The sequence below is a fragment of the Prevotella sp. KH2C16 genome (assembly GCF_900113305.1).
Taxonomy (GTDB): Bacteria; Bacteroidota; Bacteroidia; order Bacteroidales; family Bacteroidaceae; genus Prevotella.
This window is the reverse complement of the sequence record NZ_FOOW01000006.1, coordinates 109,689-124,336: the sequence shown is the minus strand read 5'-3', so window position 1 is coordinate 124,336 and position 14,648 is coordinate 109,689. Positions and strand designations below refer to the sequence as shown.

Here is a 14,648-nt window from a genome sequence, read left to right as displayed (position 1 = left end):
AATCATGAAGACAAAATATAGTATCATGGCTTGCCTGTTGGCTATCGTACTGTTCTGTTCTTGTAACGACAGTTTCCTGCAGCGCGAGCCCACCGACCGGCAGTCTGACGGATCTTTCTGGAAGACGGCTGCCGAGGCAGAGGAATATGTAAACGGCATCTACCTCTTTCTGGTGGAACCGGAGAACCACACTATCATGACAGACTGCTATACGGACAATGCCGTTCCCGTGCATGTGGGAGCAGAGCAGGGATCCCTGTCTGCAGGTACGGCCGTATCGTCCAATCCCCATTTCAAGCAACTCTGGGATGCAGCCTATGCCGGGATACGCCGCTGCCAGGTGTTCTACCAACATATAGGCGAAGTGCCGATGGACGATGCCTACAGAGCCGAAATCACGGGTGAGGTGCAGTTTCTGGAAGCTTTCTTCTATTCCACCCTGCTGAAGTATATGGGCGGCGTGCCCATCGTCGATCATCCCTTGGCATTGAAGGAACCCATGCCGGCACGCGCCACGGAGGAGGAAACCTATAACCACATCGTCGGACTGCTCGACAAGGCTGCCCCCGCGCTGCCTGATATCCGTCAGGTTGACGACCACGGCAAGCCCAGTGCGGGAGCCTGCTATGCCCTCAAGGCTCGTCTGGCTTTCTATGCCCATAAGTATGATGAAGCCGAAAAGGCGGCCAAGAAGGTGATGGATATGGGCAAGTATGGTCTCTATGACGACTATGCAGGCCTGTTCCAGCCCGTTGCCGAGACCTGTAACGAGATAATCTTCGACCGCGAATATTTGTCGAATCCCAAGAATTCAAATGAAGGAAGCTGGATAGGACAGTTCTTCGCCCCCATCGTCATGGGCGGCTGGGAGGCCCTGTCGCCAACACAGGATATGGTGGATGCCTACCCTTGCACCGATGGTAAGTCTATCAAGGAGTCGCCGCTTTATGATCCGGCCCATCCATTTGCCAACAGAGACCCCCGTCTGGCGGCCTCTATTCTCCATCATGGAGACATGATTGCCGGGCACGAGTACACCACCAACAGTATCGGCGATGGCAACCATACTCGCACTGGATACTGTATGCGCAAGTATATGAACCCCGAGAACGACGGAATCAACAACTACGACTGGACCAACTTCATCTTCATCCGCTATGCGGAGGTGTTGCTCACCTATGCGGAAGCCCGCAACGAGCAACTCGCGGCTCCCGACAAGGAGGTCTATGATGCCGTGAATGCGATCCGCCAGCGCAAGAGTGTCAACCTGCCCAGGCTTGCCCCTGGATTGTCAAAGGACGAGATGCGTGCCGCCATCAGGCTGGAGCGCCGTCTGGAACTGGCCTTCGAAGGCATCCATCTGTTCGACACCCGGAGCTACAAGACTACGGAGGCTGCCGTAACGAAGCCCGTCTACGGCATGCGCCCCAATGGTGAGAAGTTCTTGGTGGAGCAGCGCAAGTTTAATCCAGCCCGCGACTATCTGTGGGCGATTCCGCTTGAGGAGATAGACCTGTCAAAGGGTGTGCTGAAGCAGAACCCCAACTGGGATTGACGCTTCTTCAGCCTATAGAGAACAGCCGTGCCGTGGGATATACCCGGCACGGCTGTCTTTTTTTCTTTGAGGTAGAAAACCGGGGGTGGACATAGAGTTCTTCTGTACCCGCTGGGGACTCAAGGGACGAACCTTAGGGCGTTTCCTCCAACTTGCCGTAAGTTCAGCTCCCTGCTATGCTTTCAGATAGCATGAAATAATCTATCCTATGTACTCCTATGTGGCTGGTGTGGATGGGCAGACAGACAGGCTCCGTCCGGCCATGGTTGTACCCCCCGCTTGTCGCTGAAGGGCGGACGGTCATGTCATTCCACGATGAGCACGGTAACGCCGCGAGCGGCCTGGGCTCCCATCACGAGCGACTGCTCGATGTCGGCGGTTTTGCTCGGGCCGCTGATAAAGGTACCGAAGTTGTAGCGCGGATCCATCTGGATGCGCCTGTAGGCCTCGTGCATGTTGTTGACGATGTTCTGTTTGTCGAGGATGATAACCAGATACTCGGATATGAAGCACACGGCTTTCTCCTTCATGGTCTGCGGAATCCAGACGCAGGCGTTCTCCGCCACGCCGATTTCTCCTTGCAGGATGCCCACATCGGTGCCGTTAAGGTCGGCAGCGTCGGCCACGGTGTCGGGGTTTCGCTGGGCGATGGTGATGAAAGGCAGGTTGCTGGCATATGTCTTGGCGTCAGGATAGATGCCGCGGATGACGGCGTTCAAGTCGTCGGTCTTCCTTGCTTCCACCACCTGGCCGCCTACGGTCTCGGTCATCTCCACGAACTGCTTGTAGGGGTCGGCATATTGTATGCCCCGAATGTTCATGTCGGGCATGTCGCAGGGCTCTTGCGCGTTGGCCCTGAGCTTGGCAAATAGATCTTCCTTTTTCATTTCTTGTCGATGTCTTCTTTCCAGATTCGGTGAAAGCTCTTCTTGGCGAATTCAGGCTTGGCATGCCCGATGCCCCAGGGATTGAGGCTGTCGCTGCGCGTCAGGCTCTCGGGTACGAGGTTGGCGAGCGGTGCCAGTCGAAGTGCGGTGGTGTAGAGTGCGGGGTGGTTGTAGAGCAGGCTCATGCCTTCAGACATCGCCTTCTTCATCTTGTCGGCCTTGCCGAGCCGGTCGAGGTCCTGTCGCCAGTAGTAGATTTGCGAGCCCGGGTTCACCTTGGTGGGGCATACATTGTCGCAACTGAGGCAGAGCGAGCAGGCGGAGAGGTTGCCGGAGTGCTGCTGTGGGTCGTGCAGCATGCCGAGGTTTACGCCGATGGGCCCAGGGATGAAGTAGGTGTAGCTGTAGCCGCCGCTACGCCGGTAGACGGGACAGGTGTTCATGCACGCACCGCAGCGTATGCACTTCAGCGTCTCCCAGTGCTCGGGATTGGCGAGGATGTCGCTGCGCCCGTTGTCCACGAGCACGACATGCATCTCTGCCCCCGGCCTTGCCTGTCGGAAATGGGAGGTATAGGTGGTGGTGGGCTGGCCTGTCCCGCAGCGGCAGAGCAGTCGCTGGAAGACGGCCACGCTGTCATAGTCGGGCACCACCTTCTCTATGCCCATGGCCACGATGTGCAGCTTGGGCATAGAGGTACTCATGTCGGCGTTACCCTCGTTGGTGCATACCACGATGTCGCCTGTCTCGGCTACGCCGAAGTTGCAGCCCGTCATGCCGGCCTGTGCCTCCATGAACTCGTCGCGCAGGTGCCGGCGGGCACAGCGCGTAAGATAGGTGGGGTCGTAGTTGCCTTTCTCGTGCGAGATGCCTTTCTGCTCGAACATCTCGCCCACCTCCTGTCTCGTCAGGTGGATGGCGGGCATCACGATGTGGCTGGGCTTCTGGCCGAGCAGCTGGAGGATGCGCTCGCCGAGGTCGGTCTCCACCACATCGATGCCTCGTTGCTCGAGGTAAGCGTTCATTCCGCATTCCTCCGTGAGCATCGACTTCGACTTCACCATCTTCTCCACTTTGTGGCTTTCGAGTATGCCGAATGTGATCTCGTTGAATTCCTGTGCGTCCTTCGCCCAGTGGACGATGACTCCACGGCTCTCGAGCTGCGTGGAGAACTTGTCCAGATAGTCGGCCAAGTGGGTAGCGGTGTGCCTCTTGATGGCACTGGCATGCTCGCGCAACTCCTCCCACTCGGGCAGTTCCGAGGCCATGTGGTCGCGCTTGGTGCGTATGGACCAGAATGTGTCGTCGTGCCATGCGGTCTTCTCGCGATTTTTTGTGAACTCGCGGGCTGCTCTTGAATGTGCTGTACTCATAGTCCTGCTGCTAAGATTTGTGCTACATGAATGAATTTTACAGGCGTCTTTTCGCGCCGGGCGATGCCCTGCATGTGCATCAGGCAGCTGCTGTCGGGGCCGGTGATGTACTCGGCGCCCGTCGCCATGTGGCGCGCTATCTTGTCCTCGCCCATGCGGACCGACACATTGGGCTCCTCTACGGAGAACATTCCGCCGAAGCCGCAGCACTCGTCCTTGCGCTCGGGTTCCTTCACTGTGATGCCCTCGACGAGGCTGAGCAGGTCGACGATCTTGTTGAACGGCGGTATCCGGAGCTCCGACGGCGACGAGAGGCCGAGCTCGCGCACGCCGTGGCAAGAGTTGTGCACGCTCACCACATGCGGGAACTTGCCAGGCACATGATCCACCCGCAGCACATCGTGGAGGAATTCCACGAGGTCGGTAATCTTCCCGGAGCTCACGCACTCATGGTGCATCAGGTGGGGATAGTAGGCCTTCACATAGGAGGCGCACGAGGCCGAGGGAGCCACGATGTGGTCGTAGTCCTTGAAGAGAGTCTCGAATTTCTCGGCCAGCGGCAGCGTCATCTCCTCAAAGCCCGCATTGGCCATGGGCTGGCCGCAGCAGGTCTGTTTCTCGGGATACTCCACCTCGAGGCCGTAATGCTTGAGTAGCTTGTAGGTGGCGACACCCACCTCGGGATAGAGCGCGTCGACATAGCAAGGTACGAACAAACCGATTTTCATCTTTTTCGCTAAATATTTAAGTTTCCAAGTCGGACTTGAGGCATGGAAACAAGTCCCACTCATGGCAAAGGTAATCATTTTTTTGAAAACCGGAAGATGTTTCGGGTTTTTCTTTGAAATTTTTTCAGAAGTGTCGGGAATACTGCTTGCTGCCGCGGGGGGTGATCGCCTTTTTTACAGGAAGCGGCAGGAAGGATGACAAAATCGGCGATTTTGTGCGACAAAGTCGCCGATTTTATAGGAAGAAATCGCCGATTTTGTCATCCTCCATGTCATCTCCGTCCTGCCCTTGAAGGTGAAGCCTCCCCTGCAGACGGGATTCGTCGCGGAGTCGTCTATCTTGACGAGTTGACTGTCGTTATATGCATAGCCCTCTGGTTGTCGATTTTATCATGGGATTGTTTTGTTATTTGGTAAAAGGTTAAAAGATGTCATTTCTCAAAGAAAACGCTTGTTACCTCACAGGAATAACCTATCTTTGTGGACATAGAACTCATAAAACTGCATCGAAATGAAAGCTTCTATTTTATTTGGCCTTGGCCTTCTTTGCCTGATGGGCGCCAATGCCCAAGAAAAGAAAGCTAAAGTGAATAAGCGAGAGCCTATTGCCACTGTCTACCTGCACAATGATTCCATCGCAGAGGGCTATCTGATGAACCCCACCATGCATGCTCACCTCTATGTGTCGCCCCTGTTCAGTACTACTGACGACTTCGTGAAAATCAGTGTGATAGGCTCCAGACTCTTGGCCAAGCAGCCGAAATATGATATTGGCGAGGTAGATAGTGTCGTTACCTATTATGCAGCTAATCCGGAGGCCAGTCGTATCACCTGGATTCCCATAGCGGCCAACATTGCCTACAAGACCTCCATGCCGTCCGTGCCCAGCCACAAAATATTCGCCGCATGCATCTATCGGGGCAAGAATATCACAGTTTATGCCGCTTCGGATGCCATCCTTGGGGAGCGCGTGCTCTACAAGAGCAATGGCATGACAATGGCTCAGGCCATATTCAATCTGCGGAAAAACCTGACCGACAAGCAGCGCAAGGCTCTCAAGGCAGAGTTTGCCGACTATCCCGTCCTGGTGTCGTTTGTCGACACGATGGACAAAAATCTTGTGCAGACCAACCCAAACGCACTCTTCGATAAAATGGACGAGGTAATCAGATAGGGCGGTTGCGTTTGAAATGCCCTTAATCCCCAAAAAGATCTTTCCTTATTTTATGCAGCCCTTCCTTTGGGGGAAAGCTGATTACCGCAGAGCAAGACACCTCGTCAGCTGCAAGCCATGTTAATAATTCAAAGTGTCCATGGCGGCCTGCGCCATTCCTGAGGCATAATGTCCAATGTTAGGCACGATGGTTATAGACCAATTAAACGGCAGGTTCTTCCTACTTGCTGTATTCCGTGAAGTCGTGAAATAATGCTGTCCTCGCTCAAGTCTCGTGGAGCCCTGGGACATTGCACCCGTGGTGTTGTTCAGTCCCTCCGTGCTTGTGTCAGCACCGCCAAGTTGTATGTATAGTTTTTGTGCAAACACTTTTGGCAGTTGATGACTCCAGTCCACATCTGTAACTTCTTTGTATCCATAGGGGAAGGACAAGTCGGCATCAGGCATCGTGTACCAACCAGAGTTGGCCGCTATGGCTCTATTGACATGGGTATCTTCCATGAAAGTGCAGAATCGATGGACAAACTGGGCGCCAGCGCTATGCCCCCACATGTCGAAAGTGGTCTGGGTGGTTTTCGTAAATTGTTGAACAGACTTGAAAAAGGATTCTACATAGTTGAAGTTCCACTTTTCCTTAGCCGTGAGCCCTTCGCTGCTTTGCCTCGTATTCATGCCGCCTAAGATATACTCGGTGGTCGTCGGATAATAGGCAGTGGGAAATTCGAAGGCGAAGAGCATTACCTTCTGCCGGCGAGCCCAGTCAGTGAATAGTGCCATATGCTCTTTTGCACTGCGATCTTCGCCTGGGAAGATGAAGAGAACGGGCATTTTCGTCATGTCTCCGCTTGATGGAATGTTATAATATACGGTAACGGGTTTGTCTTTGAGTGCCTCGAATCCATTATAGACTATCTGATGTTCGTTCCCGTCCTGAGTCAGTGTGACGGTAGCTGCCGTCTGCGTGTCCTCCGGGGGCAGCACATCATCCTCCCAGCATGCGACAAGGCATTGTGTCGTTAGCAGGAGGCAGAGACATGTCCAAGTGTTTCTAATCAGTCTATTCATATCAGAACATAATTTGAAGATTCATTTTAATGGATCGATTCTTATAAGGCGTCATGACCTCCTTGTGGTAATGTGTGTAATTACCGAGTAGTTGCAGCCTGAATGTGTTCTTGCAGAAGAACTTTGAAATGCCGATGTCATAGGAAGACATTCTCCTCAGGACAGAGTTGGCCACTTCTGCAAATTCCGGCTTTACATAGCTGTAGCCGAAGTTGACAGCCCATAGGGACTTCGTAATGTAGCCAGCCTGGACATCAAGGCCGTTGCCGAGGGCGAGATACTGGCTGATTTCTTCGGGCTGGAGCTTGGCGTTGACATTAGCTGCCGTATAGAGGTTGTCAAGCTTGGCACCGGTAGTATTCGTGTAGTCTGCCAGGAAGGTGAAGCCTTGCCACTTGAAGAGGAGGTCGGCCGTGAGCTTGCGAAGTCCTGGGTATGCGGCATTGCCCTCCCTGTCGTACATGGTGAAATCCCCGTGTCCTTCACCCTTTGCGTTGCTTGCGCCGTTATTATAGCTGAAGGCTCCGCCAATGGCAAGCTTTGGAGTAGCCTCTCTTATGAAGTCGAAGAATACGAGTTCGTTGCCTCTTTTGAAATATCCCATCGGATAGACCGTGACACGACCGCCGTATTTCAAGCTTCCATTATCAGGATCAGTACTGGACGAGCCGAAGGAATTACGACCGTCGCCACTTGTTACGGCAAGGCCGAGGTCTACTCCCAGGCGTGTCGTTGGAAGACGGTATTCGGCATAGGCTCCCAATTCACGCCCTCTTTCATTGAACTCCTGGCTCATCGGCGAATGCTCACCCGTGGCTGTACTTTGGTCATGTAGCATCAGGTCGCGGCTGTTCGTAAAGGTCTGCTTCTGTCCGACGGAGAATACGAGATCCTTTATGGGTCGGTAAGTAACATAAGCATCCAGTAGGGGATAGCTGTCGGCGAAGTCTGCCTGCAGGAAGAAGCCTAACTTGTCATTCAGGAAAGAGCCTTCTAAGGAAAGGAAGGCGTTGTCAATATTGAATCCATTATCCGACTCGGCGTTCTTTATTTCCGTAAAGTGTCCTCCTGCGGAGACGAATCCTCCAATGCGAACCCTGTTGCCCTGGCCTCCTAAGTCGAGATTCAGAATGCCGTCCGTAAGGGTGTTTTCAGCCTCGCTATGCAACGACTGGCTCCATGCCATGTTGACAGACAGGAACATCAGAGCGGAAAGAAAAATTTTGTTTCTCATATTTTGGATGTATTTTATATTGTCGATTATTATTCATTTATACGATATACGGGCAAACATTCATTTAGTTGTGCGTCAATAACTTGCATATAAACAAAGCTGTTGACACATTCAGGCTCTAAGAGAATTGCTGCCAGCGTAAACAAGGGTTGGCTCATCGGAATAAGAATGCTTCCTTCAGGGAGAGTAGCATGAAGCGTTTCGGGCTGAACCTTTACGGCTACTGGATGTATATTCAGCAGTTCCGTTTTCTGGGTTACCGAAGACTTTACGCGATAGGCTTCTACATCCAGCTGCCGGGGCTGCCTAAACTCTTCATATCTGATGCCGAACTTCTTGATAAGATCAATTGCAAGAGTCTGCCTACCATCAATCACATATGCTTTAGGACGGGAGACTTTCTTGGTAACCTTCAGTTCTTTGGCTGGTTTGGCATCCACTTGATAGGTTATAATCTCGTTCTTCAGCAGATCCAAGAAAAGGAACGGCTGGTTTTTCTCCGTTTTTATGCTATATGCGATGGCGACAGGGCGGTTTTGTCTTTCGGCTTTCTCCACGCTGCCGATGATGCGACTACTATTATTAAATGCAGTTTGGGAATAGGACTGGCACAGCTGGTAAATCGTGTTTACACGGCGCAGATAAGAAGTTTTTCCAAGTCCTATGCCGCGTATCTCCATAAGCATAGACACACATCCACGCAAGGCCATGATGTTGCTTGAAGAACGGGAAGAATGTCCTCCAACATTCATAATGGTTCCGTCGCTGCCTCCTCTGGTTGTGTAGTAAATGGAATTTCTCAGATTCCAGCTCTCTGCCATCTTCCTTGTGTTGGGGATAAACTCCTGTTCTATCAGCTCTGTTAACTCCGGATATACATTGGGATTAGAGCTGTAAAGGAACATGAAATCATTGGGATTGGAGATAATACGGTCAGAAATCTCTTCGTAGGAAGTACGCAGGGGCTTGAACTCATGGTAATCCACATACAAATGCGGCTTGACATCTGTAGCCACCTTATGCAGGCATGTTATTTCGGGCGTGGACAAGCGTGTGTGATCACGATTAGGGTCTGTGCCGTTATGTGTGTAGCGAGTGTCGGCTTCGGAGCCATCTACATTTAGCATTGGGATGATATAGAAATCAATCTTGGTCAACAACTCCCGAGTGGAAGCGTCTGCTCCAAGTTGATGGATAAACCACATCAGTCCTTCTGTACCGGCATGCTCGTCACCGTGCATTGCTCCGGTAAATAATACTCTGAGCTTAGTCTGAGAAGAAGCTTTGTCGGATATCGTAACCATCGGTATCTCCCTGCCTTTTTGGGTCTTGCCAATAGAGGTGATGTCCATTAACTGAGGGTATGCGGCAAGTTGCTTTTGAAGATACTTCTTCATGCCCTTGTATGTCGTATAGTATTTACCAGTAGTGAAGGCCGGAGACTCTATTTTTATATCTGGATCAGGAAACCATTTGCGCGTAACCTTTCCAGGTTGTTGAGCCATAGCACTTTGTAGTGTCATAGCCATGATGAGTGATAAAAACAAGATATGCTTTTTCATCGTTTTCCTTAGAATTTTAGTTGAAACATTAGGTCTACATTCCATTCATTGCCGCTATAGTAGCGACTATCCGGAGTCCTGCATTGTCCATCTGGGTTGCCCCATCCTACAGTAAGTTGGAGTTTACTGGCATAGCTATGTGTAAGGTACTTGGAGATGCCAAGGTCGACATAGTCGGGACGGTTAAAATACAGGTCGTTGTTCAGGAATGAAACATCATCAGCCTGAATATGTGTATAGCGGGCGTCGATGCTCCAAAGGCTGCGGAACATATATCCCATCTGGATATTCAGGCCCCAGCCTAACAGCATTCTGTTCTTTATGTAGCTCTCTTTATCCTGAACAGTTTGGGTGGTCTGATTGCCGGCAGCGTCAATAATGGTTCTTTCAAAGGCAAAGTCTGTTGTTGTCGTACCTGCCGTACGGACGCGCTGAGTTATCTTGTCTGACACATATCCCCAAGTCTTTGCAAACTCAGCAATAAAAGAGAATCCGGCATATTTGAAGTTAATGTCAGCTACGAGTTTCCCCATGTCGGGCAGCTTATAGTGGTCTTTTGCGTCCATATAGAGAATGTCGCCGGATGCCCGACCGCCCCGCCTGTCGCTGACACCTTGATTATAACTATAGGCAACTCCGATATTCAGCTTTGGAGTAAATTCATAGACCATATCACTCTCGCGAGTCTGACCATAGTTGCGAAATGTCCCGAAGGGAAGATAGTTGATGCGGGCTCCGTATTTAAGTCCACCATAACGCTTGCCCCCGGATATTGGCCCGTCGCCGTCAGTAATAGCGATAGACGGACGAAGAATACCTTGTGTATGGCCTAACCTTAGACTCGACTCTACGAAGAAACCGATTTCACGGATTGTAGCGAATACAGATGTTATTCTGCTTCGTTCTACAAAAGATAATGTATGGGACGACATAGATAACTCAATATTGTCAGTAGGGGTGGAACGCTGGCCAAATGAAATCTGCATTCTGTTGTCTCCCCACGGACGGTATCCAATCCATGCATCCTGAAGTAAAGAGCCGGCACCGTCATCATCAGTCTCACTCCCCTTGACAAGATCCAGCCCTACACGGTATCGGATTTTGCTGCCCAAGGCCGTTCCATCAAGTCGCACGCGTGCACGGCGCACTCTAAAACGATTATAATGCTTGTCTATATCACCATATTTCTTGGTGCTGGCAGTCGTCTGTACAAGTCCGGAAAGAACAAGGTTATTCCCGTTTCCGGCAATCAGGCGGATGCCGTTGCCCAGACGATATGGATTGATAGAAGCCTTTTGTGTGTCATTGGCTTCTCTGTCAGTTTCTTCCGACATCTCGCTGGCATCCACCTCGTCGATCTCATCCTGACTATAGGCAGTCGCATTGATAAGCAGGAATCCCAATAGTGTTAGCAAAAACTTTTTCATAATCACGCTTCGGTTATTGTTCGAAATTGCCCTTCTTGATAACTTTCCTTTCATGCATCATCTCTATGCCGCGTGCCCAGACACCTTGCAGGTTCCACTGGTCATCGAAGAAGGTAAGGTCTGCATCAACCCCGACACTTATTCTTCCCTTTCCATGCAACTTCATGTTCTTCGCAGGGTTGACGGTAATGAGTTTGAAAGCCTCCTCTGGTGCTATCTGGTCTTCCTTGATGAGGCAGACCACTTGCTCCAGATTTTTATGCAGTGGAGCCAACAGATAAGTGTCTTCGCCTGTTTCAGCATTCTTACGACGCACTCCGGCGTTCCCGTCGCTGGAGAATGTCATCAAATCAATGGGAACTCCGGCTTCAAGGCCTTCCATTACGGTTTCATGAGGCTCGGCATATTTTGTACCACCGGTACTGATGTCTATCATGCCGCCCAGTTTGGCAAACTCGATACCTTGCAAGAATAAGTCATGGGTACGCCCCATGTGAGTAGGCGAGATGTATGTGGTCAGGTTTGGTATTTCCCTTGCAATGTCTATGAGGACTTCAATGCCTGTAGACAAAGCCCCGAGATGAACATGCATGATGCCCCCTTTCGCAGATGTGAATCCCCCTAAGCGCACCTGTTGGATGATGCGTAGTAGTTCCTGCTTTGTGGGATAGGAGGAGCGGTCATCGCTTATTGCTATCTTGCAGCCGATACAGCGGTCTATGTAGATCATATCTTCTGCTATTGAAGAGGTGATTGTTGGAGTAGGAAGCCCATAGAACCCTGTCAGCATATAGGCACTGATGCCATCTTGGCACAAACCTTTGGTCTTGGCATATAACTGAGGTAGGGTTTTTACGAAACCGTCTGTCCCCAACAATCCGACAACGGTCGTTGTTCCAGCTTCAATCAGTTTGGACAGAGGCACTTCCGGAGCCAATGAGAAATATCCTGTCTGGCCGCCACCTCCGATGACATGTACATGTTGGTCGATGAGTCCGGGCATGCAAGTCATGCCCTGTCCGTCTATAGTTTTCACCTCTGTACCGGCTATTTCAAGCCTGTCGCCAATGGCGACAATCTTTTCACCGGCCAAGAGAATTTCTTGTATGCCCTTGTCTTCAGGTGTATAAAGGTGAATGTTTTTTATTAGTGTAAACATAATATTTAGAAGATATAATGAATAATGACCATAGCTAATAGGCCTGTAGTTAAAGGAATGGCATTGCGCTTTACTAAATCATTGGGTTTTACTCCCGCCACTTCGGCAACAGCTACGATAATCCCGGCAATTGGAGAGATAGCCCTTCCCATAGAGGATGACAGTTGCATGGGCAATAACATATCTACGGGTTTCATGCCCACCTTGGCAGCTATGTCTGGGACGAGCGGTCCGAATGAGAAGAAAGAGGCGTTGCCGCTTCCCATAAGTATAGCAGCCATGAAGATGACAGCAATGATAACGACGCTTACTAATGCTCCGGGGAACCCCATATGCGTGCAGGCATTAACAATAGAATCGATAAATCCCAAAGAAATAAGTCCCTTCGAGAAAATCTCGGCGGAGATAATCAATGTTACTACATTTCCAAATACTGTCCCCATGCCTGTCCAAAAAGCTTTTACCTGGGCAAAGGTCTTTCGGACGGAACGATACCGGATTAGCTCAAAGCTGATTGTAACGAAAAGAGAAATAAACATAGCCGTAGTAGTGTCAAGGACTATCAGACTGCCAAACAATTGAAAATAATTGGAGAATATTATCAGCAAGGCCAGTGGCAATACCGGGAGAATGGCATATATCAATGGTGCGTCCACCTTCATGTTCTTAACATCTGTAACGGCTTCGGAAACGATGCCGTGTGCACGGTCTTTCTCGTCAAAGTAACGATTACATGCAAAATATAAAACCATTAATAGAATTGTTACAGGTATGGCAAGTGGAAGTTGATGTTCCACAAAATATTGCATATTGGTCATGCCTGCCAGCTCTGCCGCACGAGCAGTATTAGCCGATCCTGGCCCCATGTCAAAGATTGTACATGCAGAAATAACAGAAACCGCTGTTAAACGACTTACGCCAAGATTAACGAGGATGGGAAATACAGAAGCAACGAGCAGCAAACCTAAACCAGCTGCACTTGGTGTACATACAAAAAGCATCTGACCTATTGGCAGCACGAGTATTGCCGCTAAATCTGGTGCCTTTCGGAATAACATCAAAGGACGCATTGACACATAAACCAAGGCATCGCTTGCCTGAATACTCTTCATGTATGCGACATAGCCGCCAATGGTCATGATCATCAGGCCGACGCGCCCCATGTTGGTATTCATCACCTCCTTTATAAGCCTGAAGATATCGAAGACAATCCAGCCCGTACCGTTACCACCAAGATCTTTCTGCACATCGATGGTAAAGGTGCCCAGTATCATTGCCGTCCCGAGCATAAGCAACCCAGAGGTAAGCAGAACAATCTGGGGATTGAACTTATGCGTCAGCGCGTATGCTACGGCAATGATAAATATAATGGATATTATCGTTCCTATCAGAATCATCATTCAGCTGGTTGATAAGTTACAGTAAGAACATCTATCCGCGTCGTACCAGTAGCCGTGAATTTAATGCTGGAATACTTTTTACCGGCCTCACCCGTCCAAACGCCATTTTTCAATGTGCCGGCATCTGTCGTCCAAGCATCTATAGTCTCTGCATTGGCAGAAGTCCATGACAGTTCTTTGATGACATAGTTTTCTGGCACACTATAAGTCATGGTGTCTCCGGTATAAATCCTAAGATCTGTTGCTCCACCCTTGGAAGTGTAGAATCGGATACTTGTAGCCTCTGTAGCCCCTGCTGCATTAGTAGGAGTGATTGTAAACTTCCCTTCCGTAATTGGCTTGCTCAGTACAACTCCTTCGCTCTTTCCTGGAACTTCGAATCCCCAACTTATAATGGCTGTAGATGAGGTGAAGTCAAACGAAAGCGATGTTGGTGATTCAGGGGTGGGAGGCGGCTCTGGAGTGGGGGGCTCGTTTACAAGTGTAGCAGAACCTTTCTCGTATGTAACTGTAAGTACATTCATGCGCGTAGTTCCTGTTGCAGTAAACGATACGGACCTCAAAGTGCCGTCTGTCGGAGCTGTCCATATACCTCCGGCAATAGTTCCGAATGACGGGCTCCATGCGTCCATTGTAGATTCATTGGCGGAAGACCAGTTAATACCTGTAATGATATAGCCCTCAGGAACGGAGAATATCAGGATATCACCAGAATAAGAACGCAGGTCCAAGACTCCCGAGCCAGTAGAATAAATGCGTATGGGCGTAGAACCATTATTTATTGTTGTCAGGGTAACTTCTTTTGTTGTTATACTGTTAACGGGCGTTCCACTGCTTCCACCTGGGATTTCTAATCCCCATCCAGTTATTGCCTCACCATTGGTAAAGTCAAAAACAGCTTGCTGCGGTAAGTTCTCATCGACAACTTCAGCTTCAACATCATCTGTCGTACAACTTGACAAGCTGAAGACAGAAGCGACCAAACTTAGCGTAGCAAATCCAAAAATGTTTCTTTTTAGTTTCATAAGATTTATAGATTGTTTTTTGTCTGCATTTAGAGATGTTACAAAATTCGTTGTTTTTT

12 protein-coding genes are annotated in these 14,648 nt (G+C 50.1%); 2 read left to right on the top strand and 10 right to left on the bottom strand.

The features are described 5' to 3' along the window. Positions 1-4 precede the first annotated feature (4 nt). Positions 5-1,555, top strand: a complete 1,551-nt coding sequence (locus tag BM114_RS06190) for a RagB/SusD family nutrient uptake outer membrane protein (protein WP_092111496.1) — start codon at positions 5-7, stop codon at positions 1,553-1,555. A 305-nt stretch (positions 1,556-1,860) separates the two neighbouring features. Here BM114_RS06190 and BM114_RS06185 read toward each other — a convergent pair whose 3' ends face one another. The 3 genes from BM114_RS06185 to BM114_RS06175 are packed head-to-tail and all read right to left on the bottom strand — an operon-like array spanning position 1,861 to position 4,543. After that, complete coding sequence (locus tag BM114_RS06185) at positions 1,861-2,442, bottom strand: LutC/YkgG family protein (RefSeq protein ID WP_092111493.1); 582 nt, start codon at positions 2,440-2,442, stop codon at positions 1,861-1,863. Next, positions 2,439-3,815 carry a lactate utilization protein B gene (locus BM114_RS06180; RefSeq protein ID WP_092111491.1) on the bottom strand — a complete coding sequence of 459 codons (1,377 nt, stop codon included), beginning with the start codon at positions 3,813-3,815 and terminating at the stop codon, positions 2,439-2,441. The genes BM114_RS06185 and BM114_RS06180 overlap by 4 nt, the downstream gene beginning before the upstream one ends. Further along, entirely contained in the window at positions 3,812-4,543 is a 732-nt protein-coding gene (locus BM114_RS06175; protein WP_092111489.1) for a (Fe-S)-binding protein, read from the bottom strand. The genes BM114_RS06180 and BM114_RS06175 overlap by 4 nt, the downstream gene beginning before the upstream one ends. 511 nt (positions 4,544-5,054) lie before the next feature. Between BM114_RS06175 and BM114_RS06170 the strand changes: the two genes are divergently transcribed. Then, positions 5,055-5,717 carry a hypothetical protein gene (locus BM114_RS06170; protein WP_143089265.1) on the top strand — a complete coding sequence of 221 codons (663 nt, stop codon included), beginning with the start codon at positions 5,055-5,057 and terminating at the stop codon, positions 5,715-5,717. A 120-nt stretch (positions 5,718-5,837) separates the two neighbouring features. Here BM114_RS06170 and BM114_RS06165 read toward each other — a convergent pair whose 3' ends face one another. The 7 genes from BM114_RS06165 to BM114_RS06135 are packed head-to-tail and all read right to left on the bottom strand — an operon-like array spanning position 5,838 to position 14,589. After that, the gene (locus BM114_RS06165; protein ID WP_143089264.1) at positions 5,838-6,782 is read right to left on the bottom strand and encodes a hypothetical protein; all 945 of its coding nucleotides are present in this window, start codon (positions 6,780-6,782) and stop codon (positions 5,838-5,840) included. 1 nt (position 6,783) lies between these two features. Next, positions 6,784-8,016 carry a porin gene (locus tag BM114_RS06160; protein WP_255406445.1) on the bottom strand — a complete coding sequence of 411 codons (1,233 nt, stop codon included), beginning with the start codon at positions 8,014-8,016 and terminating at the stop codon, positions 6,784-6,786. A gap of 29 nt (positions 8,017-8,045) precedes the next feature. Next, on the bottom strand, positions 8,046-9,578 hold the full coding sequence (locus tag BM114_RS06155) for a M14 family metallopeptidase (RefSeq protein WP_177207062.1): 1,533 nt from the start codon (positions 9,576-9,578) through the stop codon (positions 8,046-8,048). Positions 9,579-9,586: 8 nt separating this feature from the next. After that, positions 9,587-11,005, bottom strand: a complete 1,419-nt coding sequence (locus tag BM114_RS06150) for a porin (protein WP_092111478.1) — start codon at positions 11,003-11,005, stop codon at positions 9,587-9,589. A gap of 13 nt (positions 11,006-11,018) precedes the next feature. Further along, positions 11,019-12,164 (bottom strand): beta-aspartyl-peptidase, encoded by a 1,146-nt coding sequence (gene iadA, locus BM114_RS06145; protein WP_092111476.1) that lies wholly within the window; start codon positions 12,162-12,164, stop codon positions 11,019-11,021. A gap of 5 nt (positions 12,165-12,169) precedes the next feature. Then, positions 12,170-13,561: a C4-dicarboxylate transporter DcuC gene (gene dcuC, locus BM114_RS06140; protein ID WP_092111587.1), complete on the bottom strand. Its 1,392-nt coding sequence runs from the start codon at positions 13,559-13,561 to the stop codon at positions 12,170-12,172. Then, positions 13,561-14,589 (bottom strand): hypothetical protein, encoded by a 1,029-nt coding sequence (locus tag BM114_RS06135; protein WP_143089263.1) that lies wholly within the window; start codon positions 14,587-14,589, stop codon positions 13,561-13,563. Before BM114_RS06135 ends, dcuC begins: the two co-directional genes overlap by 1 nt. Positions 14,590-14,648 lie beyond the last annotated feature (59 nt).